The 25,717-nt window shown below is 70.9% G+C and carries 22 protein-coding genes; 9 read left to right on the top strand and 13 right to left on the bottom strand.

All coding sequences use genetic code 11. The features are described from left to right. The first annotated feature begins 173 nt into the window (after positions 1 to 173). From ABD893_RS03165 to ABD893_RS03155, 3 genes are read left to right on the top strand one after another with little or no spacing between them, the layout of a single operon-like run. Entirely contained in the window at positions 174 to 1,688 is a 1,515-nt protein-coding gene (locus ABD893_RS03165; protein ID WP_345076078.1) for a mannitol dehydrogenase family protein, read from the top strand. Continuing rightward, positions 1,688 to 2,338, top strand: a complete 651-nt coding sequence (locus tag ABD893_RS03160) for a bifunctional 4-hydroxy-2-oxoglutarate aldolase/2-dehydro-3-deoxy-phosphogluconate aldolase (RefSeq protein ID WP_345076077.1) — start codon at positions 1,688 to 1,690, stop codon at positions 2,336 to 2,338. Before ABD893_RS03165 ends, ABD893_RS03160 begins: the two co-directional genes overlap by 1 nt. Continuing rightward, the gene (locus ABD893_RS03155; protein WP_345076076.1) at positions 2,335 to 3,369 is read left to right on the top strand and encodes a sugar kinase; all 1,035 of its coding nucleotides are present in this window, start codon (positions 2,335 to 2,337) and stop codon (positions 3,367 to 3,369) included. Before ABD893_RS03160 ends, ABD893_RS03155 begins: the two co-directional genes overlap by 4 nt. Positions 3,370 to 3,678: 309 nt before the next feature. Here the strand turns inward: ABD893_RS03155 and manD are convergent, their stop codons facing one another. Continuing rightward, entirely contained in the window at positions 3,679 to 4,926 is a 1,248-nt protein-coding gene (gene manD, locus ABD893_RS03150) for a D-mannonate dehydratase ManD (RefSeq protein WP_345076075.1), read from the bottom strand. Between the two features lie 153 nt (positions 4,927 to 5,079). Here manD and ABD893_RS03145 point away from each other — a divergent pair, with 153 nt between their 5' ends. Beyond that, positions 5,080 to 5,886, top strand: a complete 807-nt coding sequence (locus ABD893_RS03145; RefSeq protein ID WP_345076074.1) for an IclR family transcriptional regulator — start codon at positions 5,080 to 5,082, stop codon at positions 5,884 to 5,886. Positions 5,887 to 5,965: 79 nt separating this feature from the next. Here ABD893_RS03145 and ABD893_RS03140 read toward each other — a convergent pair whose 3' ends face one another. Further along, positions 5,966 to 7,027, bottom strand: a complete 1,062-nt coding sequence (locus ABD893_RS03140) for a glycoside hydrolase family 6 protein (RefSeq protein WP_345076073.1) — start codon at positions 7,025 to 7,027, stop codon at positions 5,966 to 5,968. A gap of 280 nt (positions 7,028 to 7,307) precedes the next feature. On the opposite strand from ABD893_RS03140, the gene ABD893_RS03135 reads away from it, so the two are divergent. The 3 genes from ABD893_RS03135 to ABD893_RS03125 all read left to right on the top strand — a co-directional run bounded on the left by ABD893_RS03135 (position 7,308) and on the right by ABD893_RS03125 (position 9,787). Beyond that, the gene (locus tag ABD893_RS03135) at positions 7,308 to 8,378 is read left to right on the top strand and encodes a LacI family DNA-binding transcriptional regulator (protein ID WP_345076072.1); all 1,071 of its coding nucleotides are present in this window, start codon (positions 7,308 to 7,310) and stop codon (positions 8,376 to 8,378) included. Further along, positions 8,375 to 9,163, top strand: a complete 789-nt coding sequence (locus ABD893_RS03130; RefSeq protein ID WP_345076071.1) for a hypothetical protein — start codon at positions 8,375 to 8,377, stop codon at positions 9,161 to 9,163. The genes ABD893_RS03135 and ABD893_RS03130 overlap by 4 nt, the downstream gene beginning before the upstream one ends. Before the next feature lie 141 nt (positions 9,164 to 9,304). Continuing rightward, positions 9,305 to 9,787, top strand: coding sequence for a hypothetical protein (locus ABD893_RS03125; protein ID WP_345076070.1), 483 nt, complete (start codon positions 9,305 to 9,307; stop codon positions 9,785 to 9,787). A 33-nt stretch (positions 9,788 to 9,820) separates the two neighbouring features. On the opposite strand, the gene ABD893_RS03120 is transcribed toward ABD893_RS03125, so the two are convergent. The 9 genes from ABD893_RS03120 to ABD893_RS03080 all read right to left on the bottom strand — a co-directional run bounded on the left by ABD893_RS03120 (position 9,821) and on the right by ABD893_RS03080 (position 20,997). Beyond that, positions 9,821 to 10,528 carry a hypothetical protein gene (locus tag ABD893_RS03120; protein WP_345076069.1) on the bottom strand — a complete coding sequence of 236 codons (708 nt, stop codon included), beginning with the start codon at positions 10,526 to 10,528 and terminating at the stop codon, positions 9,821 to 9,823. Positions 10,529 to 10,584: 56 nt separating this feature from the next. Continuing rightward, positions 10,585 to 11,853: an MFS transporter gene (locus tag ABD893_RS03115; protein ID WP_345076068.1), complete on the bottom strand. Its 1,269-nt coding sequence runs from the start codon at positions 11,851 to 11,853 to the stop codon at positions 10,585 to 10,587. Positions 11,854 to 11,862: 9 nt separating this feature from the next. Beyond that, positions 11,863 to 12,708 carry a LacI family DNA-binding transcriptional regulator gene (locus ABD893_RS03110; protein ID WP_345076067.1) on the bottom strand — a complete coding sequence of 282 codons (846 nt, stop codon included), beginning with the start codon at positions 12,706 to 12,708 and terminating at the stop codon, positions 11,863 to 11,865. Positions 12,709 to 12,766: 58 nt separating this feature from the next. Next, entirely contained in the window at positions 12,767 to 15,289 is a 2,523-nt protein-coding gene (locus ABD893_RS03105; RefSeq protein ID WP_345076066.1) for a glycoside hydrolase family 2 protein, read from the bottom strand. Continuing rightward, on the bottom strand, positions 15,286 to 16,146 hold the full coding sequence (locus tag ABD893_RS03100; protein ID WP_345076065.1) for an ABC transporter ATP-binding protein: 861 nt from the start codon (positions 16,144 to 16,146) through the stop codon (positions 15,286 to 15,288). The genes ABD893_RS03105 and ABD893_RS03100 overlap by 4 nt, the downstream gene beginning before the upstream one ends. Continuing rightward, entirely contained in the window at positions 16,143 to 17,219 is a 1,077-nt protein-coding gene (locus ABD893_RS03095) for an ABC transporter ATP-binding protein (RefSeq protein WP_345076064.1), read from the bottom strand. The genes ABD893_RS03100 and ABD893_RS03095 overlap by 4 nt, the downstream gene beginning before the upstream one ends. Continuing rightward, on the bottom strand, positions 17,216 to 18,217 hold the full coding sequence (locus ABD893_RS03090) for an ABC transporter permease (RefSeq protein WP_345076063.1): 1,002 nt from the start codon (positions 18,215 to 18,217) through the stop codon (positions 17,216 to 17,218). The genes ABD893_RS03095 and ABD893_RS03090 overlap by 4 nt, the downstream gene beginning before the upstream one ends. A gap of 9 nt (positions 18,218 to 18,226) precedes the next feature. Further along, entirely contained in the window at positions 18,227 to 19,213 is a 987-nt protein-coding gene (locus ABD893_RS03085) for an ABC transporter permease (RefSeq protein ID WP_345076062.1), read from the bottom strand. An 89-nt stretch (positions 19,214 to 19,302) separates the two neighbouring features. After that, positions 19,303 to 20,997 (bottom strand): ABC transporter substrate-binding protein, encoded by a 1,695-nt coding sequence (locus ABD893_RS03080; protein WP_345076061.1) that lies wholly within the window; start codon positions 20,995 to 20,997, stop codon positions 19,303 to 19,305. Positions 20,998 to 21,267: 270 nt separating this feature from the next. Here ABD893_RS03080 and ABD893_RS03075 point away from each other — a divergent pair, with 270 nt between their 5' ends. Continuing rightward, on the top strand, positions 21,268 to 22,467 hold the full coding sequence (locus ABD893_RS03075) for an ROK family transcriptional regulator (RefSeq protein WP_345076060.1): 1,200 nt from the start codon (positions 21,268 to 21,270) through the stop codon (positions 22,465 to 22,467). A gap of 100 nt (positions 22,468 to 22,567) precedes the next feature. On the opposite strand, the gene ABD893_RS03070 is transcribed toward ABD893_RS03075, so the two are convergent. Then, on the bottom strand, positions 22,568 to 23,185 hold the full coding sequence (locus tag ABD893_RS03070) for a DinB family protein (protein WP_345076059.1): 618 nt from the start codon (positions 23,183 to 23,185) through the stop codon (positions 22,568 to 22,570). A 112-nt stretch (positions 23,186 to 23,297) separates the two neighbouring features. Continuing rightward, complete coding sequence (locus ABD893_RS03065) at positions 23,298 to 23,873, bottom strand: mycothiol transferase (RefSeq protein ID WP_345076058.1); 576 nt, start codon at positions 23,871 to 23,873, stop codon at positions 23,298 to 23,300. 149 nt (positions 23,874 to 24,022) lie between these two features. Between ABD893_RS03065 and ABD893_RS03060 the strand changes: the two genes are divergently transcribed. Further along, positions 24,023 to 25,705: an ABC1 kinase family protein gene (locus ABD893_RS03060; RefSeq protein ID WP_345076057.1), complete on the top strand. Its 1,683-nt coding sequence runs from the start codon at positions 24,023 to 24,025 to the stop codon at positions 25,703 to 25,705. The last annotated feature ends 12 nt before the right edge of the window (positions 25,706 to 25,717 follow it).

The raw sequence follows: 25,717 nt of genomic DNA, 5'->3' as shown, positions 1-25,717 counted from the left end.
GCGGGCCGCGAAAGAGCTGCCACCTGGGCCGAGAATTGCTAGACTGTTACGAAATACGAAATCAGGAGTTCGTATCGCGAAACGGCTGAGCGTTGCTTCCGCCGTTGACCGTCCACGTGAGATGCCCTCGAAGCGGCTCCCGCGCATCGCCAGGCATCGACCAGGAGGCTTCCTTGCCAACGTCCAGGCCCGTCCCCGCTCTCGACCGCTCCCGACTGCACGGGCTCCCTCAGCTCGGGGCGTCCGCACCACTGGATCCGGCCCGCGCCGGGATCATCCACCTGGGCCTCGGCGCCTTCCACCGGGCCCACGCCGCCGTGCACACCGCCCGCGCGCTCGCTGCCGAGGACGGGGACTGGGGGATCATCGGCTTCGCCCATCGCTCGCACTCGGTGGTGGACCCGATGCGCCGCCAGAACGGCCTGTACAGCGTGCTCGAGCTCTCCGACGCCGGCACGAGGGCCGATGTGGTGGACGTCCACCGAGGTTTCGGGGTGATGGCCGAGGACCCTGAGGCGGTGGTGCGCGAGATCGCCGATGCGCACCGGCGGATCCTCACCCTGACCGTCTCCGAAGGCGGCTACTACGTCTCCCCGCGCACCGGTCACCTCGACACGGAGGCGCCGCTGCTGCGCGCCGATCTCGAGACCCCCTCCGCACCGCGCACCGTGATCGGTCTGCTGGCCCGCGGGCTCACGGTCCGTGCCCGCAGCGGTGAACCGTTCACCGTTCTGCCCTGCGACAACGTCGCCGCCGCGGGACAGACGACACGACGCATGGTCACCGAATTCCTCGAGCGCTCCGGGGCGGAGGATGACGTGCTCTCCTATGTGCGCGATCACGTCTCCTTCCCCGACGCCATGGTGGATCGCATCGTCCCGGCGACCACCCCGGGCACCGGTGACCAGGCCGCCGAGCAGCTGGGGGTCCGTGATGGGGCCCCGGTGCGGGCCGAGCGGTTCTCCATGTGGGTCATCGAGGATGACTTCCCCGCAGGCCGTCCCGCCTGGGAGCAGGGTGGAGCGATCATGTCCCCCGAGGTCGAGAAATACGAGCAGGTCAAGCTCCGCATCCTCAACGGTCCACACTCCCTGATCGCCTATCTCGGCGCCCTCGACGGCCAGCCCACGATCCCCGCGTCCTTCGAGCAGGACTGGATCGCCTCCGCCACGCTCGCGCTGATCCACGACGAGAACCTGCCGACGATCGACCTGCCCACGGGATTCGACACCGGCGAGTACATCGACGAGCTCACGCACCGCTGGCACAACCACGATCTCGGCCACCACACCCGCCAGGTGGGGTCCGACGGCTCGATACGCCTGCCGCAGCGCGTCCCCGCCCCGGCCCGCTTCCATCTCGAGGCCGGGCGGATGCCGGCCCTCCTTGCCCTCACCGTCGCCGCCTGGTTCGCATGCGCGGTCCCCCCGCGCGGATTCGACCCCGGGGAGCAGGCCCGCGCGATGACCGATCCCACGCAGGCACGCCTGCAGGAGATCGCCTCCCGAGCCACCACCCCGGCCGAGCATGCGCGGGTCCTGCTCGAGAGCGGGTGCCTCTCCGAGGAGCTCGCCGAGCACGACGACTTCGTCGATCTCGTCGGCGCGCTGCTCACCACGATCGTCACATCCGGTCCCCGGGCCGCCGCCACCGAGGCCCAGGCCGCATCCATGAAGGAGAACCACTGATGACCACCCCTCGCCCGTCCCTGCCCGAGCGCACCGCCGCCGCCCGGCTGATCGTCGTGATCCGCGGCGAGCGCGCCGACCAGTACGCCCCCGTGCTGGAGACCCTCGCCGGCGCCGGGATCCGCTCGATCGAGCTGACCCTGTCCACCCCCGGCACCCTGGACGAGCTGCCTGCCCTGGTGGAGCGCTTCGGGGACCAGCTGGACATCGGCATCGGCACCGTCACCGACCCGGCGGATCTGCGCACCGCTGCCGAGCGCGGCGCTCACTACATCGTCACCCCTATCACCCGAGCAGACCTGCTCGAGGCGGCGAACGACGCCGGGATTCCGATCGTGCCGGGCGGTCTCACCCCGAGCGAGCTGCACGCCGGCTGGGCGGCGGGGGCTGCGGCGGTCAAGGTGTTCCCCGCCTCTGTGGTGGGCCCCGGCTATCTCAAGGATCTGCGCGGCCCCTTCCCCGGGATCCGCGTGATCCCCTCCGGCGGGGTGGACCTCGACGCAGCCGCGGCCTGGCTGCAGGCCGGGGCCGAGGCGGTCTCCGTGGGCGGGCCGCTGCTGGGCGATGCGCTCACGGGCGGGAGTCTCGAGGAGCTCGCCGACCGCGCCGCCCGGTTCGTCGGCGTCACCACTCGCGAGGCCGGGGCATGAGCGACTCTGCCGCGGTCGTTCCGACGGCCGCACACGGCTCGACCACCGCGGCCCTCGGGGCCGCCGGCCCGCGTGTGGTGTCCGTCGGCGAGACCATGGCGCTGATGCGCACCTCCACGATCGGCTCGCTCGCGCACCTGCCCACGGTGGACATCTCCCTCGGCGGCGCCGAGTCGAACCTTGCGATCGGGCTGCGCCGCCTGGGCGTTCCCAGCGCCTGGGTGAGCCGAGTGGGCGATGACCCGCTGGGCACGCGCGTGGCGCGCGAGATCCGCGCCGAGGGCGTCGAGGCGCACTGCACGGTCGATCCGGAGCGGCCGACGGGTCTGATGATCAAGTCCCGCCCCAGCGCCGCCACCACCCGCGTGGACTACTACCGGGCCGGTTCCGCCGCCTCCGCGCTCACCCCGGACGATCTCCCTGCCGGGCTCATCGAGCAGGCCGAGATCCTGCACCTCAGCGGCATCACCGCACTGATCTCGGACTCCGCACACGCCACGAACGTCGCCGCCGTACAGCGCGCGGTCGCGGCAGGCGTGCAGGTCAGTCTCGATGTGAACTACCGGTCGCGGCTGGGATCACGGGAGCGCCTCGGGGAGCTGCTGGGTGAGATCCTCGGGCATGTCGACGTCCTGTTCGGCGGGCCGGAGGAGCTCTCGATCCTGACGCCGGGCATCGCGGAGTCTTCAGATTCAGACCCCCATGCCTTGCTGCGCGCGCTGGAGGCCGACGGCCGCCAGGTGGTCGTGAAGCTCGGGGCCGACGGTGGCGCCGCTCTCGCGGGCGGCACGATCCATGAGGCGCCCGGGCACCGGGTGGACGTGGTCGACACCGTCGGCGCCGGGGATGCCTTCGTCGCCGGATACCTCAGCGCACAGCTCGACGGGCTGGACGTGCCCGCACGACTGGCCCGCGCGAACGCCTGCGGAGCCCTGGCCTGCACCACTCCCAGCGACTGGGAGGGAGCCCCGCGTCTGCGTGACCTCGACGCCCTGCTCTCCGGCGGTGCCGCGGATCCGGTGAGCCGCTGAGCGCGTGAGCTGCTGAGCGCGTGAGCTGCTGAGCCGCCGACCCACCACCGAGATCGACGTTCGGACCACTTTGGCGCCGCGAAGTTGTACGGAATGTCGTTCTCGATTCGCGCCCCACGACGCCGCGGCACCACAACGCCGCGGCACACCGAATGACCGAGAACGACCTTCGGAACACTATGCGCGAGGCAAAGTGTTCCGAAGGTCGTTCTCGGCACATGCGCGAGAGCCGTCAGCACCGGCCGTCAGCATTGACTGACACGGACAGACGGCGCAGGACTCAACTGTGCAGGACTCACGCGCCGGCGCTCACCAGTCGTGCACGGTTCCATCCTGCAGGCGGTTCACCGGCAGGTAGGCGGGCACGTACTCGTGCCCGGCCGCCGCCTCCTCGTCGAGCTCGACGCCGAGGCCCGGGGTGTCGCCCGGGTGGAGCAGGCCATCCTCGAAGCGGTAGCTGGTGCGGAACACCGACAGCGTGCTCTCGGAGTGCGGCATGTACTCCTGGATGCCGAAGTTGTGGATCGCGAGGCCCAGGTGCAGGTTCGCGGCCATCCCCACGGGCGAGACGTCGGTGGGGCCGTGGAAGCCGGAGCGGATGCCGTAGATCGCGGCGAAGCTCATGATCTGGCGCAGTCCGGTGATGCCGCCGGCGTGGGTGGCGGAGGAGCGGACGTAGTCGATCAGGCGCTCGGTGATCAGCGTCTGGTAGTCGTAGACGGAGTTGAACACCTCGCCGATCGCGAGCGGGGTCACCGAGTGCTGCCGCACCAGGCGCAGCACCGCCTGGTCCTCGCCGGGGGTGCAGTCCTCGAGCCAGAACGGGTCGTAGGGCTCGAGGGATTTCGCGAGCTTCGCCGCCTCGATCGGTCGCATGCGGTGGTGGCCGTCGTGCAGCAGGCGCAGCGCGGGGCCGAACGCCTCGCGCACCCCGGCGAAGACGGTGGGCAGGTGGCGGAGGTAGGCGGCGGTGTCCCAGGTCTCCTCCGTCGGCCGCATCGCCGCACCCCCAGCTCCCGCAGTGGCCCGCCCGGCAGGTTCGTACTCGTACTTCCCACCGGGGGCGGCGTCGTGGACGCCGTAGATCTGATCGAGCCCCGGCACGCCCGCCTGGATCCGCACGGCCTGGAAGCCGTCCTCGACGTAGCCGTGGATCGCCTCGTTGAGCTTCTCGATCGTGGTGCCGGAGGCGTGGGCGTAGGTGAGCAGACCGCTGCGGGAGGCGCCGCCGAGCAGCTTGTACAGCGGCTCCCCGGCCTTCTTCGCGGCGATGTCCCACAGCGCCATGTCGATCGCGGCGACCGCGCTCATGGTGACCGGCCCACGCCGCCAGTAGGGGCTGCGGTAGAGGTACTGCCAGATCGAGTCGATCTGCGACTCGTCACGCCCGATGAGGGTGGGGGCGACGTGGTCGCGCAGGTAGGAGACCACCGCCAGCTCGCGCCCGTTGAGGGTGCCGTCGCCGAGGCCGGTGATTCCGTCGCTGGTGGTGACCTTGACGGTCACGAAGTTGCGGCCGGGGCTGGTGACGTTCACGTCGATGCGTTCGATGGCCATGCGGGGAGTCCTCCGGGGCGAGCACCAGGGCGCCTCATCGACGAGGCCCTCAGCGTTTTCTATGATGGAACGCGCGTTCTGCTTTCCGTGATGAGTCTAGGGGCGTCCGCCACCGCCCGGCAATCGCCGTTCGACGAGGAAGAAGGTCTCCCGATGCCCCTCTCCGCACCTGGCCAGGATGGCACGCCCTCCCCCGTCGGCAGCGTCGACAAGGCGCTGATACTGCTGGAGATCCTCGCCGGCGCGGGTCCCGAGGGGATGACGCTGCGGGACATCGCCGAGGCCGGTGGGATGAACAAGGCCTCCGTGCACCGCCTGCTGCGGGCGCTCATGCATCGCGGCTTCGCCGAGCAGTCCGCGCTCGATCAGCGCTACCGGTTCGGCAACGCACCGCTCGAGCTCGCGCACGCCTTCGGGTCCGGGGAGAACCTGCCCACCCTGTTCGCGCCGGCGCTCGCGGCGATCTCCCAGCGCACCCAGGAGCTGGTGCACCTGGGGCGGATGGACGGCACCCGCGTGCTGTACCTCGACAAGGTCGAGCCCGAGCGCACGCTGCGGGTGTGGTCGCGGGTGGGCAGCCGCGCCCCGGCCGCGCGCACGGCGATGGGGCGCGCGATGCTCGCGGCCGACGGGGTGCGCGGCCCCGCCCTCCAGGCCTACGCGCAGGCCACCACACCCCAGACAGGCGAGGCGGGGAGCATCGTCGACCTCGCGCACCTCCGCGAGGTGGTGGAGGTGGCGGCGGAGCGCGGGTGGTCGGCCGAGATCGAGGAGAACGAGGCGGGGATCGCCTGCGTGGGCGTGGCCCTGACGCGCCGCGACGGATGCTCGGTGGCGGTGAGCGTGACCGGCCCGATCGAGCGGATGGGCCAGGCACGTCGGGCCGAGGTCGGGGCGCTGCTGCGGGAGGAGCTGGAGCGCCTGGCGCCGAGCGGATTCGAGCTGACGCCGCTGCACTGAGGGATCCAGCGGGGACGCTGCCCGTGCGGCCTCCGTCCGGTGGCGCACCCACCGTCCGGAGGCCCCTGTGATGTGAGGATCAGGGACCGTGGACCAGGTCGTAGGCGACGTCGGGCAGGAAGTCCCCGGCCGCCGACCCCTCGCCCACGCCGCAGTCCCCATCGGACTCGCCGGGGGTCTTGATCCACAGGAGCATCTCCGCCGCATCACCCCACTGGCTGGGCTCGCCGATCTGCTGTCCTGCCGGATTGCACCAGTCGGCGTCGTCGGGGCCCTGTCCGTTCCGACTGGTGTCGATCACGAACGGCTTCGTGTAGCCGTACTGCTCCTCCAGGACGGCGTTGATCTCCTGCCCGTAGGCGGTGTTGTCCTCGGTGCTGCGGTAGTTGGAGATGTTCAGGGAGAAGCCGTGCGCGCCCTCCAGACCTGCGGCGTCGAGGCGCTCGGCCATGAGTTCGGGCTCCACCCATCCCGGGTTACCGGCATCGAGGTAGGTCCAGGTGTTCGGGGCCCGCTCGGCGAACTCGCCGATGGCACCGGTCAGCATGCCCTCACGCTCGGCGACCTGGGATTCGCTCATGCACTCGTAGTCGCCCAGCGCGTCCGGCTCGAGGACCACCAGCGCGGGGCGCTCCCCGATCCCCCCGGCAAGTTCCGAGATCCACGCGCTGTACGCCTCGGGCGATCCTGCGCCACCCCCGGAATGTCCGCCGCAGGCGTCACGCCCGGAGATGTTGTACGCGACCATGATCGGCAGCTGGCCCTGCTGGTGCGCGGCTGAGGTGAGCTCCTCGGCGGAGTCGCCATGGGACTCCGTCCAGTTCCCGAACCAGCGCGCCATCGGCGTACCCGCGATCTCCGTGCGGATCGCCTCTGCACGGGGGTCCGAGTCGTTCTCCTCTGCCCACTGCAGCGGGGTCGAGCCCGCATCGACGTAGAACGGCTGTCCCGGCGAGGGGGCGGCGTGGGCGTCGGCCTGGTCGGACTCGAGCACCTCGTCGGGCTCCGGGGCTGCGGCGACGCCGTTGTCGGACCCGGGTACTTCCGGGCCGGTGGCCTCCTGGGTCGCGCCGCACGCGGCGAGCGACATCGTCAGGACGGCGGCGGCACCGAGCACTGCTCGGCGCTGGCTGATTCTCACGGGTGTTCCTCCATCGTCGTGGACCGGTGAGCCTCTGTGCTCAGCCGGCTCCTGGATCGTCGCCGTCACCGTCGACCACGCCGCCTGCCTGATGGGCCGGCGACGTGCCCGACGGGCGATCGGCAGTGCACCTCGGCTCCCCGGCGGCGCCTTCGCCGCGCCGGACAGACTGGATGCGCTTCCAGTGTTCTACCGGTCGCGTCCGGTCTATCATGCATGACGGATTCCAACGCGTCAACGAAGCGCCGGGGAGAGGCTCGGCCCCAGTAGGCTCCTCGTCATGTCCCGCTCCCCCGATGACGTCTCGCAGGCCGGCGCGTCCGCTGCGCATGGACCCGGCGGGGACGCTGCCCGGCGCCGCCCCACCCTGGATGATGTGGCCCGGCGCGCCGGGGTCTCCCGCACGGTGGCCTCCCGAGCGATGAACAACACGCGGGATGTCAGCGCAGCCAAGCGCGAGGCGGTGCGGCAGGCGGCGCAGGAGCTCGGCTACGCCCCGAACTCCTCCGCCCGCGCGCTCGCCACGAAGCGGGTCGGGTCGGTGGTGCTGGCGGTGGTGGACGAGGAGCCGGCGCTCTTCAGCGACCCGTTCTTCTCGCAGGTGGTCGTCGGGATCACCACGGTGCTGGCACGCGCCGAGCTGGACCTGACGCTGATGCTGGCCTCCTCCGCCAGCAGCCGGGAGCGGTTTGAGCGCCTGCTGCGCTCTCCGGATACCGACGGGGTCATGATGATGGCGCCACAAGGCGATGACCCGCTGGTCAGGGTCGCCGAGAACTCCGCGGTGCCGGTCGTCTTCGGCGGCCGTCCGCTGCACGGCCGTGCGGATCACTACGTCGATGTCGATAACCGCAGCGGAGCTCGCGAGGCGGTCGAGCACCTCCTGGGAGCGGGGCGCCGGCGCGTCGCGGCGATCACGGGGCCCGCGAGCCTCGAAGCCTCCGTCGCACGCCAGCGCGGGTTCACGGACGCCCTGGCGGTCGCCGGGCTGCGGGCTGACCTCGTCGAGGAGTCCGACTTCAGCTTCACCGGCGGGCAGGGGGCGATGTCGCGGCTCCTCGCCGCCCGCCCCGATCTCGACGCCGTCTTCGCCGCCTCCGACAGCATGGCGGCGGGGGCCCTGCGCGCGCTGAAGACCCACGGACGTTCGGTCCCCGCGGACGTGGCGGTCGTCGGCTTCGACGATCTCCCGCTCGCCGAGCAATCCGATCCGCCCCTGACGACGGTCCACCAGCCATTCCACGCCTTCGGCCACGAGATCGCCACCATGCTGGTGCGGCTGATCGACGGGGAGCCCACGAGCCCGCTCATCCTGCCGACCCGCCTGATCATCCGGGAGTCGGCGCCGTGACGGGCACGCCCGGGAGTGCATCCTCCCCCGCTGCGGCGCTGCTGGTCGCGGTGCGGAACGGTCGGCCGCTCGATGCGCTCGAGGTGCTCGAGCCGCTGCCCCTCGCGCGTCGCAAGCGCGCCTGGACGCCGGCGCTGCGGGAGGCCGCGGACGCGATCGACATGTCCCCGGACAGCGCCCGCGATCCCCAGGGGCGCTGGGTGGGCAGGCTGCGTCAGGCGCACTGGGATGCCGCGACCGTGGCGAGGCTGGGCACCCGCGAAGCGCAGATCGCAGCCAAGCGGGTCCATCCGATCGAACTGCCGGTGGCGAGGGATCTCATCCCGCGGCTGTTCCCCGAGCAGCTGGACGTCTTCGTGGAGGTGTGGTCGCAGGCATTCCTCAGCAACCCCAAGGCCTGGGACCGGCTGCGCGGGGTCGAGGCGATGTTCGACTGGGCGCAGCAGGGCCTGGTGCCGCCGCCCACCCAGCGCGGCGCAGTGCTGCTGCTCATCGCGCAGCATGACCTCTCCGGATACCTCGACCAGCACCCGGTGCTGATCGGGACCACGCTGCCGCTGCTGTTCACGGTCGAGGGCCGCTCGGGGGCGTCGGCCGCGCAGCGGGACGAGACGATGCCCGGACTGAGCCTGGGCCGGCACCTCGTTCCGCGGCTGATCCGGGAGGGGCACTGGGAGCGTGAGCAGGTGCTGCAGTGGTGCGAGCAGGCGCTCGCGATGCCCCGCAGCACGTACGAGCTGCGCTGGTTTCGAGCGCTGCGGGAGTGCGTGGAAGCGCTGCGCTGAACGGGGCGAGGGTCAGGGGGCGGAGGGCCGACGCCGGCCCGTATCCGCCGTCGGGTACGAGCAGCCCCGTAGTTTGGTGCACGGGCGCAGAGGGCGTCCGAGGACGGCCGCCGTTCGGTGATGATGAAGAGGGGACACATCATGGGATTCTGGGGAGACTTGCCCACCTGGCTCACGACGCTCGCGATCGTCGTCGCGGCCTCGCAGTTTCTGCTCGAGAGGGACCGCCGCAAGGAGGAGCAGGAGCGGGACAAGCGGGAGCAGGCCCGCCAGCTCACTGTCTGGACGGTCACGGACCCGGCGCCGCGCTCACGGGCGTACGGCGTGGTCCTGTCGAACACCTCCGGCTCGACATTCCATGACGTCGAGGTGCATGTCCGGCTCCACGGGAAGCAGACCTCGCCGTTAGACCTGACGATCCTGCCGCCGGGAACGTTCTACATCGAGCACGCACCCCAGGAGAGCTACACCTGGCGGTTCGCCGTCGACCCGCAGCACTGTGACCACCATGAGCTCCGCCCCTACATGAAAAGCGACAAATATCAGGTCACGAGTCTGGAATTCACCGACAGCGCCGGCGTGCGCTGGCACTCCGACGATCGGGCGCGCCTCGAGGCGGTCTGAGCACCGCAGCACGGAGAGCGCCGACGGCCCGGCTCAGGCCTCCCTGGCGGGGGCCTGCTGCCGGCGCGCTGTGAGCGTGCCGAGCACGCCCGCGACCACGGAGCCGATCACGAAGGCGGCCAGCGCTGCGATGAGCGTGGCAGGCAGCGGCAGGTGCGGGGGCGAGGCGTCGGTGGCCAGGCCGATCACATGCAGCAGCACCGCGACCCCGAGCAGCAGCGCGGCCACGGCACCTCCGGCGGCGACGCCGATCTGCAGAGCTCGCACCCGTCGGGCGGCGGCCACCAGGAAGCCCACCAGCGCGACCAGCACCACCGCCTCGACCACCACCGCGGCGATCACCACCAGCAGCGAGGAGCTCAGCCCGAAGATCGCCGGCACCGTCTGGATCGGCTCGCCCAGGCCGATCAGCACGCAGGCGAGGATCCCCAGCACGGTGGACAGCACGGTCCCGTCATCGAGCACCACGATCATCACCGCAGCGGCGAGCGCGCAGGTCAGTCCCAGCAGCATCCCGATCCCGGCCAGCAGCTGCAGCGGCCCGAGGCCCACGAAGGTGCTCGCCACGGCGAGGATCACGCCCAGCAGCAGGCTCACACCCATCGCCAGGCCCGTTCGGCTCCAGGCACGGGCGGGGGCGGTGACGATCCCGGCGGCGAGCGGGAACGCGAGCGGGACGGCGAGCGTCGCCGCCATCAGCACGGCGGCCAGCAGCTCGAGGGGGTTCAGGTCGAACGACATGCTCCATGGTCTCCCGCGGGGCATGGTCCGTGCGAGGAGTTCACCGAAACGGGATCTCAGACCGGGGCGTCGGCCAGCAGGCGTCGGCGGTCGGCCAGGTGCCAGGCCCACAGCAGCGCACCGATCACCACGCCGATCAGCGCCGCGATCGCGACCACGGTGAGGTTCGGGGTGATCAGCGGGGCGATCACACCGGAGAGCAGCGCGTTCATCACCAGGGTGAAGAAGGTGCCCAGCGAGGCGGCGGCGCCGCGCTGGTGCGGGAACAGGTCCAGGATCTCCAGCTGGACGGGGGCGAAGAACAGCGAGGCGGTGAAGGACATCAGCATCGGCCCGATCAGCACCGGCACCAGCGAGAGATCCAGCTGCCCGGAGGGGTCGGGGAAGACGATCACCAGCACCACGTTGAGCGTGCCGGTGATCAGCGTGCCGAGGTAGCCGAGGGTGATCAGGCGGGCGCGGTCCATCACGTCGGCCGCGCGGCCCACCACGTAGGAGCCGGCCATCATCCCGAGGATCAGCGGACCGAACAGCACCCAGAAGTCCTGCTCGCCCAGGCCCAGCAGGCGGGCCACGATGATCGGGGCGGCGGCGACGTACACGAAGTGGGCGGCGAAGCCGAAGGCGGTCGCGGCCGCGATCCGCACCATCGTCAGCGAGCGCCCCACCTGCCACAGCGAGCCGAGCACCGCGCCCAGCCGCAGCGGGGTGCGAGCTTCCGGCGGCAGCGACTCGGGCATCATCGCGGTCAGCACCATCACCAGCACCCCGTACAGGCCCACGCCCGCGAACGCCCAGCGCCAATCGCCGAGCAGCAACAGCCAGCCGCCGAGCATCGGGGCGATCACCGGCGACAGCGCGAAGATCATCATCACCCGTGCCATCAGCCGCTGCGCCTCGGCCCCGGCGAACAGGTCCCGGATCACCACCCGGGAGACGATCGTCGCGGCGCCCGCGCTCATGCCCTGCAGGACGCGCAGCGTGATCAGCATCCCCATCCCGGAGGCGAAGATCGCACCGAACATCGCCAGGATGTAGATCGCGAGCCCGGTGAGCATCACCTTCTTGCGGCCCAGCGCATCGGAAAGCGGCCCGTGGAACACGCTCATCACCGCGAAGGAGGCGAGATAGACGCTGATCAGCTGCTGCAGCACCACCTCGGAGGCACCGAACTCCTCCCCGATCTGCGTGAACGCGGGGAAAACGGTGTTGATGGTGAAGGGCCCGAGCATGCCCAGGGACGCGAGGGTCAGGGTGATGCGGGCTCCGGCGATGCGCCGGCTCTTCGGGGTGGACGCGGGATCGGCCGCCTCGGAGGTGGTCACCTGCGCAGTCTAGGTGGGAAGCGCTTCCGGGCCGGGGGCGAGGGTGCCGCGGTGCAGCAGGCGAGGCACCTCGTGCGCGAGGCGCAGCTGACGCGGCGGATCCTCCAGCAGCGCCACGGCGGCGGTGCCGAGGTCCACGCCGAGCTGATGGGGCAGGTGGTCGAGCACCGCGATCGGCGGGGTGTGGGTCTGGCAGGCGGGCGAATCGTCCCAGGACACCACGGAGAGCTCCTCGGGCACGCGGATCCCCTGCGCGGTCGCGGCGCGGAGACCGCCGATGGCCATCGCGTCGTTGTCGTGCACGATCACTGTGGGGCGCGCCAGGGCGCCGAGCAGCTCGGCGGTGGCGGCGGCGCCGCTGTCGGGCCCGTAGTCCCCTTCGAGGGCCAGCAGCGGCAGGTCCAGCTCCGTCACGAACTCCCGGTAGGCCTCGCGTCGCCACCGGCTGTGCAGCAGGTGGGGCGGGCCGCCCACATGGGCGATCGCGCGGTGCCCGCACGCGTGGAGGTCCCCGAGGAGCCGACGCATCGTGCCCGTGTTGTCGATGGTCACCGCGGAGACCTCGCGCTGGCGCACGTCTCCGATCATGGTGAAGGGCAGGCCGAGCCGCTGCACCTGGCCGGGCCGGGGATCACCGGGGAGCAGGTCCTTGAGGATCACCACGTCGACCATGCCGCGCTCGGCCCAGCCGGTCAGCACCTCGAGCTCCTCCTCGGAGCTGCCGGTGACGCGGCTGAGCACGGTGTGACCACCGGCCACCGCGGCGTCCTCGAGCCCGTGCAGCACCTGGGTGTAGTACCGCTCCGAGCGCGCCGACCACACGGACTCGGGGATGGTGATCCCGATCGTCGCCATCGGCGTCTCCTTCCCGCGTGCTCTGGACTGCGCTCCGTCGCCGTCCCCCTCGCCGCGCTCAGGCGGTGCGGGCACGCGCCCTCGCCACAAGGTCGTTGGCGCTGATCAGCACATCATCGGTCAGGAACGCCGCAGGGTCCACCTCGGCGGCGGTGCGCACCTCGATCGTGGCGCTCTCGCCAGCCAGCAGGGTCACCAGCTGGCGGTCCGACGTCGCGGCAGGGTCCACCTTATCCGCCAGCACGCACAGGTCCCGCACGGTCGAGGAGGCGGTGACGCGAATCCGCACCCCGTGCTCGCTCCGCTCGGCGCGCGCCGTGAGCGCTCCGCCGGCGAGCGCGGAGTCGCGGTCCTCGGCGAAGGGGTGGACGGTGCGGGTCCCGGTGCCGAGCAGCTCGACCACCAGCACCTCCTGGACCGGATCCTCCGCGGCGTCCAGCTCTGCGGGCACGGGCAGGGTGGCGGCGGAGCGGGGCAGGACCTGCGCCTCGAGCGTGGCCTCAGCGAGGACCTGCCCGTCGTGGCGCTGCCTCCGCAGGCGCAGGGTGCCGCTGAGCGGCTCGTCGGTGTCGTTGCCGAGGCTGAGCACGGGGCCCTCGGGACGCGGCTGGACGCTCAGCAGCACGGGGGCGTAGAGGTCCCGCAGCGCGTACCAGAGCAGCTTGCGGCGCCGGTCGCCGTCCACAGCGGCCCAGGAGGTCACCGGCCAGCAGTCGTTGAGCTGCCACACGATGGTGCCGCCGCACACGGGCCAGTGGGAGCGGTAGTGCCCGATCCCGGCCAGCAGCGCGCGGGCCTGGTTCAGCTGGGTGGCGAAGTGGAAGTCGTCGAAGCCCTCCACCGGCGGCAGGTGCGGGGCCATGCCGCGGCGCAGCTTGTCCTGGCCGCCCACCGCCTTCTGGTGGGAGAGCATCGTGGGCGAGTCCTCGTCCAGGGGTCGCTCGCTGATCGCACGGGCGATCGTGGCGTGGTTCGCAGGGGCCTGGTACCCGAACTCCGCGGAGAAGCGCGGGATGGTGTCGAGGTAGCGGGCGTAGTCGTTGTCCTCCTCCGAAGCCCAGGCCACCCAGTTGTGCACGGTGCCGTGGTCGGGGTTGCGCGGGTCCGCGGACAGGGGCCGGGAGTAGGGGCTGGTGGGGGTGTAGCTGCGGGTGGGGTCGAGCTCGGCCAGCAGCGCGGGCAGCAGCTCGGTGTAGTAGCCCAGCCCCCAGCTCGTGCCCTCGGGGATGTGCTCCTGCCAGCCCCAGTGGTAGTAGCCCTCGACGTTCTCGTTGCTGCCGTTCCAGTGCACCAGCGCGGGATGCCAGGCCAGGCGCACGATGTGCTCCCTCGCCTCGGCCTCGACCTCGCTGCGCAGCGGCTCGAGCTCGGAGTAGGCGGCGCAGGCGAAGGCGAAGTCCTGCCACACCATGATCCCCAGCTCGTCGCACAGCGCGTAGAGATGCTCGGACTCGTACAGCCCGCCGCCCCAGATCCGCAGGATGTTCATGCCCGCGTCGTGGGCGTCGGCGATCGAGACGCGGTAGTCCTCGGCCGTCAGGCGGGAGGGGAAGCAGTCGTCAGGGATCCAGTTGGCGCCCTTGGCGAGAATCGGGCGGTCGTTGACCACGATCGTGAAGGAGGTGCCGATCTCGTCGGGCTCCTCCACCACTCCGGCGGTGCGGAAGCCGATGCGGTGCTCGCGCCGATCGCGTACGGCGCCGCCCGCGTCGTGCAGCGTGATCTCGACGGTGTACAGGGGCTGGTCGCCGTAGCCGCGGGGCCACCACAGCTGCGGATCCTCCGCGAGCAGGCGGAGGTCGAGCCGGTCCTCGGCGGAGCTCGCCGCGGCCTCGTCCACGAGCCGTCCTGCGGGGTCGAGCAGGCGGGCGGTGAGAGCGAGCTCGGAGTCGTCCAGCAGGTCGGCGCGCTCGAGCAGGCCCTGCACGGCCACCTCGCCGCGACCGCCGTCGACGGTCACGCGGGGGCGCACCTCGGCGAGGCGCGCCCCGGACCACTCCTCGAGCCCGATCGGCCCGCCGATCCCGCTGGTGACCAGCACCGGGCCCCAGTCCCAGCCGAAGTTGCAGGCCATCTTGCGGATCGCGTTGTAGGGCAGGTCGTTGCCGGTCACGGGCAGGGTGCCCAGCCGCGACTGGTTCTCGCGGGCGGTGCGCAGCGGGGAGGCGAAGCGGATCTCGAGCTGGTTGGTGCCCTCGCGAAGCGCCTCGGTGACGTCGAAGCGCCAGGAGCGGTGCTGGTTCTGCACCTCGGCGAGGCGGCGGCCGTTCAGCAGCACCGTGGCGGCGGTGTCGAGGGAGGCGGCGACCAGGTCCACCCGGTCCGCGCCGGTCGGCGCCCAGTCGAAGCTGGTCGCGTAGAGCACGTCGCACTCGCCGGTCCAGGCGAGGTCGTGCTCGTGGCGGTCCAGGTAGGGGTCCTCGATGAGGCCTGCCGCGTGCAGGTCGGTGATCAGGGTGCCCGGCACGATCGCGGGCACATCCTGGATCGCGAACGGTGCGGGGCCGTCGAGCAGGGTCAGGGCCCAGCCGTCGTGGAGGTCGCGGCGGCGCACGGGGGCGGTGGTGAGGGTCTGGGTCATGAGGTCTCCTCCGCGGGGGCGAGGTGGTCCGGCATGGGCACGCCGCGCCGGCGGGCCTCGGCGAGGAAGCGCGGGTTGTTGCCGGGCTCGGGCGCGGCCACCAGCAGCTGGCGGGTGAACTCGGCCTGGGGTCGCAGGATGACCTCGTCGGCCGGGCCGCGTTCGACGACCTCTCCGCGATACATCACCAGGATCTCGTCGGAGAAGTGGCGGGCGGTCGCCAGGTCGTGGGTGATGTAGAGCATCGCGAGGTTCTCCTCGCGCTGCAGGCGGGCCAGCAGGTTCAGCACGCCCAGCCGGATCGACACGTCCAGCATCGACACCGGCTCGTCGGCGATCAGCACGGTGGGCTCCGGGGCGAGCGCACGGGCGATCGCCACGCGCTGGCGCTGCCCGCCGGAGAGCTCGTGGGGGCGGCGGTCGATGAAGCTGTCAGCAGGGGTGAGGTTGACCCGCTCGAGCAGCTCGCACACCTTCGCGCGCAGCGTGGCGCGGGTGGCCTTGCGGTGCAGCACTAGAGGCCGTTCGAGGTGGTGGCCGATGGTGTGGAAGGGGTTCAAGGACGCGAAGGGGTCCTGGAACACCATCTGCACGTGGTCGCGGTAGTGGGCGAGCGCCTTGCCGCGGGTGCCGATCGGCTCGCCGTCCAGTGTGATCGTGCCCGAGGTGGGCTTCTCCAGCTGGGCGAGGATCTTCGCGATGGTGGACTTTCCCGAGCCGGACTGGCCCACCAGGGCGACGGTGCGGCCGGGCCGCAGGTCGAGGTCGACGTCCTTGACCGCCTCGAGCGTGGTGAAGTTCAGGCCGTTGCGCAGCGTGTACGTCTTGTGCAGCCCCTGCACGGTCAGGGTGGTCATGAGGTGCTCTCCTGGGTCGCGGCGGCGCGGCCGCCGGGCGCGGTGGCGGCAGGGGCGGCGGCGGCGCCGGTATCGGCCTGGGTGAAGCCCGCGCGCACGAAGTCGCCGGCCTCGCCGGTGAGGGACGGGAAGGAGCCCAGCAGCGTGCGGGTGTAGGGGTGCTGGGGCTCGAAGTAGAGGTTCTCGGCGGTGTCGAGCTCGACGATCCGCCCGGCCTTCATCACCGCGATGCGGTCCGAGATCTCCAGCAGCATCGGCAGGTCGTGGGTGATGAACACGACTGCGAAGCCGAGCTCCTGGCGCAGCCGCAGCACCTCCTGGAGGATCTCCCGCTGCACCACCACGTCGAGCGCCGTGGTGGGCTCGTCCATGATCATCAGCTGCGGGTCCAGGGCGAGCGCCATCGCGATCATGACGCGCTGGCGCATGCCGCCGGAGAGCTCGTGCGGGTAGGCGTCGATGCGCCGACGCTCCACGCCCACCAGCTCGAGCAGCTCCTCGCTGCGGCGCCGGCGCTCAGCCCGGTCCATCTGGGGGCGATGGGTGGTCAGCACGTCTCCGAGCTGGGTGCGCACGCTGAGCACGGGGTTGAGGGAGTTCATCGCCCCCTGGAACACCATCGCGACCTTCGCCCAGCGGAAGGCGCGCAGCTGCTCGCCCTCCAGGCCCAGCACGTCCACGTCACGGCTCTCGACGCGGTCGTGGAAGGTGACCGAGCCGGAGACGATGCGGGCGGGCGGGCGGTGCAGCTGGTTCAGGCCGTAGGCGAGGGTGGTCTTGCCGCAGCCGGACTCCCCGGCCAGGCCCAGGATCTCGCCGCGGCGCAGGGTGAAGCTCGCGTCCTTGACGGCGTGGACCCCCTCCCCCACCTCGTAGACGATGTTCAGGCCGTCCACGGTGAGCACGGGCTCCTCGAGCACGGGCGAGTCAGCACTGCGGGCGGTCTCGAGGCTGTCATTCAGGAGCGGATCGCCGATCTCGCCGCGCGCGACGGCGGAGGCGGTCTCGACATTCGGGTCCTGGCGGCGCACGGGGTGGTCCGGGGGGACGGATCCGGTCAGAGGGGTGCTCATGCCACGGTCTCCTTGCTGCGCGTGCTGCGCTCTTCGCGCGGGGCGTCGTCGGTGCTGTCGTCGGCGGCGTCGGCCGCCTGCTCGGCGCGGCGCACGGAGCGCGCGGCCTTGGGAGCGGTGCGCAGGCGCGGGTTGATGATCCCGTCGATCGAGAAGTTGATCAGCGACAGGCCGCCGCCCAGGATCGCGATCATCGCGCCGGGCGGCACGAACCACCACCAGGCACCGAGGGTGAGCGCCTGCCCGTTCTGGGCGTAGAACAGCATCGAGCCCCAGGTCTGGGTGCCCACCACGCCCAGGCCGATGAAGCTCAGCCCCGCCTCGCCGAGGATCGCGGTGATCAGCGCGAAGACGAAGCCGCTGGACATCACGGGCAGCAGGTTGGGCAGGATCTCCACGGCGATGATGCGGAGCGGCTTCTCGCCGGCGATCTTCGCGGCCTGCACGTAGTCACGGGTGCGGATCGACAGCGTCTGGGAGCGCAGCACGCGGGCGGCGGCGGCCCAGGAGGTGATCGCGAGGATGAACGCGATCAGCAGCAGGCCGCGCTGCTGGACGTAGGAGCCGATCACGATCATCAGCGGCAGGCCCGGCAGGATCAGCACCACGTTGGTGAACAGGGAGAACCCCTCGTCGATCCAGCCGCCGAGGTATCCGCCGAGGATCCCGAAGAAGGCCGAGAGGAACAGGGCCAGCACCGCCACGATCACGCCCACCAGCAGCGAGCCGCGGGTGGCCCAGGCGAGCTGGGCGAGCACGTCCTGGCCGGTCTGGGTGGTGCCGAACCAGTGCTCGGCCGAGGGCGGCTGCATGCCCTCGTTGGAGATGGCCAGCGGATCGGCCACGAAGAAGGGCGCGATGATCCCGAACGTCACGATCGCGATCACCAGGCCCGCCCCGATCAGGAGGGAGGGCGTGGCCAGCCGCGTCAGAGCGAGGCGCAACCGCGACGGGGACGGGGAGGGGATGTCGGTGGGGGTGCCAGCGGTGGTGCTCATCGATGCTCCTCAGCCTCGGGCCCGGGTGCGGGGGTCGATCACGCCGTACAGCAGGTCCACCACGAGGTTCGCGGCGAGGACGGAGACGGTGATGATCAGGAACATGCCCTGCATGAGCGAGTAGTCGTTGTTCTGCACGGCCTGCAGCATGGTGAAGCCGACGCCGGGGTAGGAGAACACCGTCTCCACCACGATCGAGCCGGAGACCACGAAGCCCAGGGAGATCGCGAAGCCCGAGACGCTGGGCAGCATCGCGTTGCGGGCCGCATACATGAGCATCACGCGGCGCGGGTGCAGGCCCTTGGCCTCGGCGGTGAGGATGTAGTCCTCGCTGAGGGTGGAGACCATCATGTTGCGCATCCCCAGCAGCCAGCCGCCCAGGGAGGACAGCACGATCGTCAGCGCTGGCAGGAAGCCGTGATAGAGCGCGTTGGACAGGAAGGGGTAGTCGAACGCCGGCCGCACCAGCGTGAAGTCGTAGCCGCCGGAGATCGGGAACATCCCCAGGTTCACCGAGAGCACGTAGATGAACAGCAGAGCCAGCCAGAAGTACGGTACGGCCTGCAGGATCGTCGTCGCCGGGATGAGGGAGTCCAGCCAGGTGCCGCGTCGCCAACCCACCACGGTGCCCAGCACCATCCCGAGCACGAAGGTGAAGGCGGTGGCCAGGCCCACCAGGACCAGGGTCCAGGGCAGCGACTGGCCCACCACCTCGATGACCGGGGTGGGGAAATAGGTGACCGAGACGCCGAGGTCACCGGTGACCAGCCCGCCGAGGTAGTCGATGTATTCCTGGGCCAGCGGCTTCTCGCTGTCGGCCCCGAGCATCACCTCGATGGATCGCCTGGTGCCTGCGTCCACCGGGCCGCGCAGGGCGAGCTTGGCGAGCACGGCATCGACCGGGCTGCCCGGCAGGAGGCGGGGGATGAAGAAGTTGAGGGTCACCGCAGCCCAGAGGGCCACCAGGTAGAACCCGAGCTTGCGGAGCAGATTCACGGCCGAGGGATCCTTTCGTCACGGCAGGCGTGAGCCCCGCTCTCCGGCCCGCCGCCGTGGGGCGGTGAGCGGAGCGCGGGGCCGACGGGTCAGGTCGCGGGGACGACGGCCTTCAGGACCATGGCGCTGTCGGGCGCAGCCCAGGACATCGGGTAGGCGTAGAGGTTGTCCTCGGTGGGCCATCCGGTGACCTTGGAGGTGTTGTACTGCGTCAGGCTCGAGCCGATCAGCACCGGGATCGCGGGCATCACCTCGAACAGGCGCTGCTGGATGATGAAGTACTGCTCCTTCTTCACCTCGGGATCATCGGTGGCCGCGGCGGCGGCCAGCGCGGCGTCGACGTCCGGATCCGAGAAGCGGGTGACGTTCTCGTACGGGTTTCCGTTCTCTCCCACGGGGACCATGTTGTCGGTGGAGAACTGGTTGCGGTACGGGTAGTACGGATCCGGCGCGGGGCCCTGGCCGACGGCATCGATCACCAGCTGGAACTTGCCGGTGGCTTTCGCGTCGTTCCACTCGTTCACGGAGACCTGCTGTGGGATCAGCTCGATGCCGATCTGCTTGTACTGCTCGGCGAGGGTGTCCAGCGCCGTGACGTAGTCGGACCAGCCGGTGGGGCACGAGATCGTCATCGAGACGCGCACATCGCCCTTGGCGTAGACACCGTCGGAGCCGAGCTCGTAGCCGGCGTCCTCGAGGATCTTCTTCGCCTCCTCGGGCTGGGCGTTCCAGGGCGCGAGCTCGATCGAGGGGTCGATGAAGTCGGCGTCGCGCTCGGGCAGGGCGAAGGACGGCGAGATGTCCGCACCCAGATCGAAGAACGCGAGCTTGGACAGCTGCTCGCGGTCCATCCCGAAGTAGAGCGCCTTGCGCACGGCGACATCCGTCTGCGGACCCTCGCTGCCCAGCTCCGAGTTGGAGGAGGCCATCAGCGCCATCTGGGAGATGCCGGTGTTGGTGAAGGCGAGGTCAGGGTTGTCCGCGACGTGCTCCTCGAGGTTCGGGATCGCTGCGGACATGTAGTCGATCTCGCCCGTGAGCCACATGTCGGTGGCGGACTGGTTGCCGGCGGTGGTCATCACACGCACACCGCCGATGGCGGGCTTGCCGGACTCCCAGTACTTCTCGTTGGCCAGCAGCAGATAGGACTCGGGGGTGAAGTCCTCGAAGCGGAACGGACCGGTGCCCACCGGCTCCTCGTTGGCGTCGGTGGCCAGGTCCTCGACATCGGTGAAGAGGTGCTCGGGGATCATCCAGGTGCGCGAGAGGGCGTTGGGGCCCTCGGTGAACGAGGGCTCCGCGTAGATGATCTCGACCGTCGTATCGTCCAGCGCCTCGGCCGACGGGGCGGAGCCGCCGGCGTTGAGCGCCTCGGTGTCACGGATCTTGTTGAAGGTGAAGGCGACGTCGTTCGCGGTGAAGGGGGTGTCGTCGGTCCAGACCACTCCCGAGCGCACCGTCACGGTGAGGACGGTGCCCTCCTCGTTCCACTCGAAGGTCTCGCCCAGCAGCGGCACGGGCTCCTGATCGATGGCCTCGAGGGGGTTGAAGTAGAACAGGGTCTCGTAGAGCAGGCCCTGGACCATGTGCACCACGGACGGCGAGTGCGGGTTGAAGTTCTTGGTGAGCTGGCCGGCGGTGGCGTTGACGGTGAGGATCGGCTTCTCGGCGTCCCCTCCCCCGCCTCCGTTCTCCAGGTTGGAGGCGCCGCCGCATGCGGCCAGCGCCAGAGGCGCCGCACCGATCGCGGTCAGCTTGTACAGATCTCGACGACTCAGGTGCATCGTTGCTCTCCTTGTCACGCATCGGCGCGTGGGGTCGATCGCTCCTCGGAGCTTTCTTCATTCAGTTAATGAAGTATGGGTATTGTGGAGACCTCGGTCACTATCCGTCAAGAGCCTCGATGTTCCGGCAGGCAACGAAATGATCACGGCCCGGCCCGCCGCGAGGTCGAGGCCGGGGTGCAAGACTGGCCCGACAGGGCTCTGCGGCCGCCTCACCTGCGGCGGTGGGCACCCGTCCAGGAATCACGGCGAGCACGGAGAGGAGGCGCAATGGGCACCACGGGCGAGCGACGCGCGTCGGCCACCGATGCCGCGATCCTCGAGATCGTGCGTCGACGCTCCGAGACCAGCCGGGTGGAGATCTCCCGCGAGCTCGGGGTCACCCCGGCGACGGTCACCTACGCGGTCAAGCGCCTGCTCGCCGCCGGCCTGCTGCGCGAGGCCGGATTCGCGCAATCCAAGGGCGGCAAGCGCGCCTCCCTGCTGCGACTGAACGATCAGGCCCGCTGGGCGATCGGCTGCACGATCGACGCGGACCGGCTCTCGCTGGCCGGCGTGGACCTCACCGGCGCGCTGCGCGCCCGGATCGCGGTGCCGCTGGGCGCCTCCCCCGAGCCGGCGGAGGTGGGCAGGGCGCTGCACCGGGCCCTGACGATGATCCGGCCGGAGGGCCAGGCGCACTCGGCCACCGGAATCGGCCTGGCGATCCCTCACGGGTTCGGTGACCACGGTCCGGAGCTGCTGCGTGAGCTCACCGAGGGCCTGGAGATCCCCTTCATCAGCGCGAACGCACCGGCCTGCGCGGCGCTGGGCAGCTTCTGGAGCGGCGAACAGCCTGAGAGCGGTCTGTGCGCGACGGTGCACGTGGACGCGGGGCTGGGCCTGGCGATCCTGCAGCACGGCCGGCCCCTCCAGCCCGGCCCGAGCAGCTCGGCCACGCTGGACCACGTGGGCATCGATCCCGAGGGGCCGCCCTGCGCATGCGGCGGCCGCGGCTGCCTGCACCAGTACGCCTCGGCCCGCGCCATCATCGAGCGCGCCTCCCGCACCGGCGATCTCGCGCACGATCTGGGACTGCGGCTCACGGGCTCCTCCCTCAGCAGCGATGTCGTGCTGATCGCACTGGCCGCCGCGCGAGGCGAGCCCCGGGCGCGGGACGTGTTCGTCGCCGCGGTCTCGGCGGTCGCGCAGGCGGTGTGGTCGGCGACCAGCGCGCTGGGGATCCGGGCGGTGGTGCTCTCGGGGCCTGGCATGCAGGCGGCGCCGGTGCTGGTGGGCGAGACGATGGATCGCCTGTTCACCGCGCGCGCCCGCAATCTCGGCGCGGAGGTGTCGGTGTCGGTCTCGCAGGTCCAGCCGCACCCGTGCGCGGTGGGCGCGGCGGTGCTGGCGCTGCAGACGTTCATGACCCCCGGCCGCGCCTCCCGCAGCGAGCCGGCGGGCTGGGTCTTCCCTGCGCAGGCGGTCTGACGCCGCACTCTGCAGGTTGGAGCGACACTGCAGGCCGGGCCGACATCACACCCTCCTCGAGCGCCACCCACGCCCTAGGACGATCACCGCGCCGCGGGCCTCACCCGCGATGGGCCCACAGGTCCCGCAGCAGGGCGATCTCGGCGAGGTGGTGGATGAGCTCGCGGTTGATGTGGGCGACGAGGGTGGCGCGGGAGTGGTCAGCCCAGTGGTGCTCCGCCTCGCCGACCGCGAGCTGGAGCTCCTCCTGGCCCCAGCCGCGCACGCCGTCGATCCAGCGCTTGTACGCGGCGTCGAACTGGGCGAGGGCCTCCGCGGCCGTGGCAGCGTAGTCCCAGGTCATGTAGTCCGCGGGCGGCCCTCCGTGGTGGGAATGGTTGCGCATGGCGAGCACGCCGACGATGAGGTGCCCCAAGCGCCAGGCGATGGTGGTCAGGGGCGCTGGGTCCGGTTCGGGGAACTCGAAGTCGATGGCCATCTGCCCCGAGCCGCCCTGGAGCGAGGTGGGTGGTTGCTCGCCGTCGGCCGCACGAGGGTGCACGGTCCAGGCCCGGCCGGAGCCGCCGGGATCGAAGAAGTACTCCTCGTCGGTGAGCCCCTCGAGGCGGGGCCGCAGGTGCTCGCGGACGTGGAACTCGATCTGGTCGAGCAGGACGGTGGGCAGGTCGCCGCCGAGACCGCGGGGCTGGTCGGTCTGAGTGATGTCGGGGCTGGTCATGAGGGTTCTCCTGTGAGGGTTGGAGCAGCGAGGCGTGAGGACTGGAGCCGTAAGACGGGAGGGATGGAGCAGGGAGGCGGCGCCGGCGGGCGACGCGAGGGAGCGGGAGGGGTCACCAGCCGGCGGGCGGCCAGCCCTCCCCTGCGGCGAGCGCGTTGAGCTCGTAGGCGGTCTTGCCGTCGATGCTCTCCCGCAGGATGTCCGCATGGCCGGCGTGGCGGGCGTTCTCCTCGATCAGGTGCAGGGCGTACCACCGCAGGCTCCACGTCGTGCGCCCCTCGAACCAGGGTTGGTCGGGGACGGGACCCCTGGTCTCCAGATCGACCTCACGGATCGCGGCGGCGAGCCCCGCACCGGCCTGTTGGAGCTGCTCGATCAGCGAGTCGGCGGTGTCCTTCTCGCGCAGCGCCTCGGAGGAGATGGTGCCCTCGGCCATGAGCTGATCCAGGGTGCTGGCGGGCGCCGGGGGCGCGTCCGGCGCGGCGTAGAAGGACTCTTCCGCACGCTCGGAGATCAGCAGCACGTGCCGTGCCAGGGCGCCCAAGCTCATCTCGGAGGCGCTGGGGATCTGGGCGAGCTGTTCCCGGTCGAGCCTGTGGAGGGCCGTGGCGATCTGGTCGATCTGCTGCTGGGCGAAGGTGGCGAGACTGTCGCGCTCGTCGGTGGTCTCTGCGGTGAGGAAAGGCATCGTGCTCTCATCTCTCGTCTGCTTGGGGCCGGGACACGGTGCTCTGCGACCCTCCGGTGGTTCGAGACCCACTCTTCGCCCCCATGCGGACAAGTGCTGTCCGCGAAGTCACCCGGCTGCCTCGATAGCACCCCACTAGGATGCTGGTCATGGCCTCCGTCACAGCACGCTACCGACAGATCGTCGAGGTGCTGGCGCGCAACGGCCTCTCTGCCCTCGCTGCCCAGATCGGTCTGCGCGATCACCTTCCGCAGGCGCTGCGCCACCATCACGCGGAGGAGCGTCTGCCCATGGGGCCGGAGCGCCTGCGCACCGCTCTGGAAGAGCTCGGCCCCACCTTCGTCAAGCTCGGCCAGATGCTGTCGACCCGCAGCGATCTGCTGCCAGCGGACCACATCGCCGAGCTGACCAAGCTCCAGGACTCCGCCACCCCGGTTCCCTACGAGACCATCGCCGCCTCGATCCGTCGCGAGCTGGGCGCCGACCCGCATGAGCTGTACCCGAGCTTCGCGGAGGCACCGCTGGCCACCGCCTCCATCGGCCAGGCCCACCGGGCCCGCCTGCATGACGGCACCGAGGTGATCGTCAAGGTGCGCAAGCCCGGGGTCACCGCCGAGGTGAGGGCGGATCTGGACGTGATGAAACAGCTGGCCTCGCTGGCCGCCCGCGAGTGGGAACTGGCGCGCGATGTGGACATCGAGGCCCTGGTCGACGCCTTCGACCGGATGATGCTCGGGGAACTCGACTACCGCACCGAGTCCGCGAACGCCGAGCAGTTCCGCCAGAACCTGGCCGAGAATCCCGCCGTACGGATCCCACTCGTCGTCGAGGAGCTGACGACCTCCGAGGTGCTCACCGAGGAACTCGTGACCGGCCGGAACATCACCGATTCCGTGGGGCTGGATGCCGCCGGCGTGGACCGTCGGACGCTCGCGCATACCGCCACCGACGCCCTGATCCGGATGGTGCTCGTCGATGGGTTCTTCCACGCCGATCCACACCCGGGCAACCTCTTCGTCGCCGCGGACTCCACGATATGGCTCATCGACTTCGGGATGGTCGGCCGGCTCAACCCCGCGGCCCGTGAGGATCTGCTGTGGCTGCTGCTGGCGATGTCTCGTCATGATGAGGAGGCCATAGTCGCCTCGCTGCTGAGGCTGGCGCCCCCGCGCCGAGGGATCGACCGTCGGCGCCTCACCCGGGACGTGGGGGCCCTGGTCGAGTCGATCTCCGGGCATCCGCTGGCCGAGGTGTCGGTCTCACGGGTCGTCGAACAGATCTATGCGCTGTTGCGCCACCACCGATTGCAGCTGCCCGCCGAGGTGTCCTCCATGCTGCGGATGCTGGTGCTCACCGAGTCCACCGCCGTGGTGCTGGACCCCGACTTCCACCTGGGAGCGGTGCTCCAGAGCGTGATGCCGGTGGCGCTCGTCGAGCTGCTCAGCCCGGAGGCGCTCCTGCGACGGGCCAGCTCCGCCGGGATGCAGGCGCTCCGCGTCGGGCACGAGCTGCCGGGCCGCGCGGCACGGCTGCTGGACGACTACGAGGCCCACGGCATCGACATCGGCATCCATGCCGAGGACCTCGACCGGGCCATCTCCCGCCTGGAGGGCACCGCCGACAGGCTGATCGTGGGAATGACCCTCAGCGCCCTGCTGGTGGGCATCGGCAGCTTCATCTCCGCCGCCCCTGGACGACCCTCGCAGCTGCGCGGCCCCGCGCTGCTCGGCGTCGGCGGAGCAGCCGCACTGCTGGGCACGTACCTCGCCGCGAGCGGCGGCCCCGCGCGACGGGCTGGCCGCTTCGTGCACCGCACCTTCACCCGGCGCTGATCACCCCTGCGG

The organism is Brachybacterium paraconglomeratum (assembly GCF_039541415.1).
Taxonomy (GTDB): Bacteria; Actinomycetota; Actinomycetes; order Actinomycetales; family Dermabacteraceae; genus Brachybacterium; species Brachybacterium paraconglomeratum_A.
Note: the sequence above shows the minus strand (reverse complement) of the source record. Positions and strands in the feature narration are given on the sequence as shown.

Coding starts and splice junctions, on each gene's coding strand:
- ABD893_RS03080 (WP_345076061.1), bottom strand. CDS start 20,997: ATGCACCTGAGTCGTCGAGATCTGTACAAGCTGACCGCGATCGGTGCG.
- ABD893_RS03075 (WP_345076060.1), top strand. CDS start 21,268: ATGGGCACCACGGGCGAGCGACGCGCGTCGGCCACCGATGCCGCGATC.
- ABD893_RS03090 (WP_345076063.1), bottom strand. CDS start 18,217: ATGAGCACCACCGCTGGCACCCCCACCGACATCCCCTCCCCGTCCCCG.
- ABD893_RS03135 (WP_345076072.1), top strand. CDS start 7,308: ATGTCCCGCTCCCCCGATGACGTCTCGCAGGCCGGCGCGTCCGCTGCG.
- ABD893_RS03160 (WP_345076077.1), top strand. CDS start 1,688: ATGACCACCCCTCGCCCGTCCCTGCCCGAGCGCACCGCCGCCGCCCGG.
- ABD893_RS03095 (WP_345076064.1), bottom strand. CDS start 17,219: ATGAGCACCCCTCTGACCGGATCCGTCCCCCCGGACCACCCCGTGCGC.
- ABD893_RS03065 (WP_345076058.1), bottom strand. CDS start 23,873: ATGCCTTTCCTCACCGCAGAGACCACCGACGAGCGCGACAGTCTCGCC.
- ABD893_RS03060 (WP_345076057.1), top strand. CDS start 24,023: ATGGCCTCCGTCACAGCACGCTACCGACAGATCGTCGAGGTGCTGGCG.
- ABD893_RS03155 (WP_345076076.1), top strand. CDS start 2,335: ATGAGCGACTCTGCCGCGGTCGTTCCGACGGCCGCACACGGCTCGACC.
- ABD893_RS03145 (WP_345076074.1), top strand. CDS start 5,080: ATGCCCCTCTCCGCACCTGGCCAGGATGGCACGCCCTCCCCCGTCGGC.
- ABD893_RS03100 (WP_345076065.1), bottom strand. CDS start 16,146: ATGACCACCCTGACCGTGCAGGGGCTGCACAAGACGTACACGCTGCGC.
- ABD893_RS03105 (WP_345076066.1), bottom strand. CDS start 15,289: ATGACCCAGACCCTCACCACCGCCCCCGTGCGCCGCCGCGACCTCCAC.
- ABD893_RS03125 (WP_345076070.1), top strand. CDS start 9,305: ATGGGATTCTGGGGAGACTTGCCCACCTGGCTCACGACGCTCGCGATC.
- manD (WP_345076075.1), bottom strand. CDS start 4,926: ATGGCCATCGAACGCATCGACGTGAACGTCACCAGCCCCGGCCGCAAC.
- ABD893_RS03120 (WP_345076069.1), bottom strand. CDS start 10,528: ATGTCGTTCGACCTGAACCCCCTCGAGCTGCTGGCCGCCGTGCTGATG.
- ABD893_RS03110 (WP_345076067.1), bottom strand. CDS start 12,708: ATGGCGACGATCGGGATCACCATCCCCGAGTCCGTGTGGTCGGCGCGC.
- ABD893_RS03070 (WP_345076059.1), bottom strand. CDS start 23,185: ATGACCAGCCCCGACATCACTCAGACCGACCAGCCCCGCGGTCTCGGC.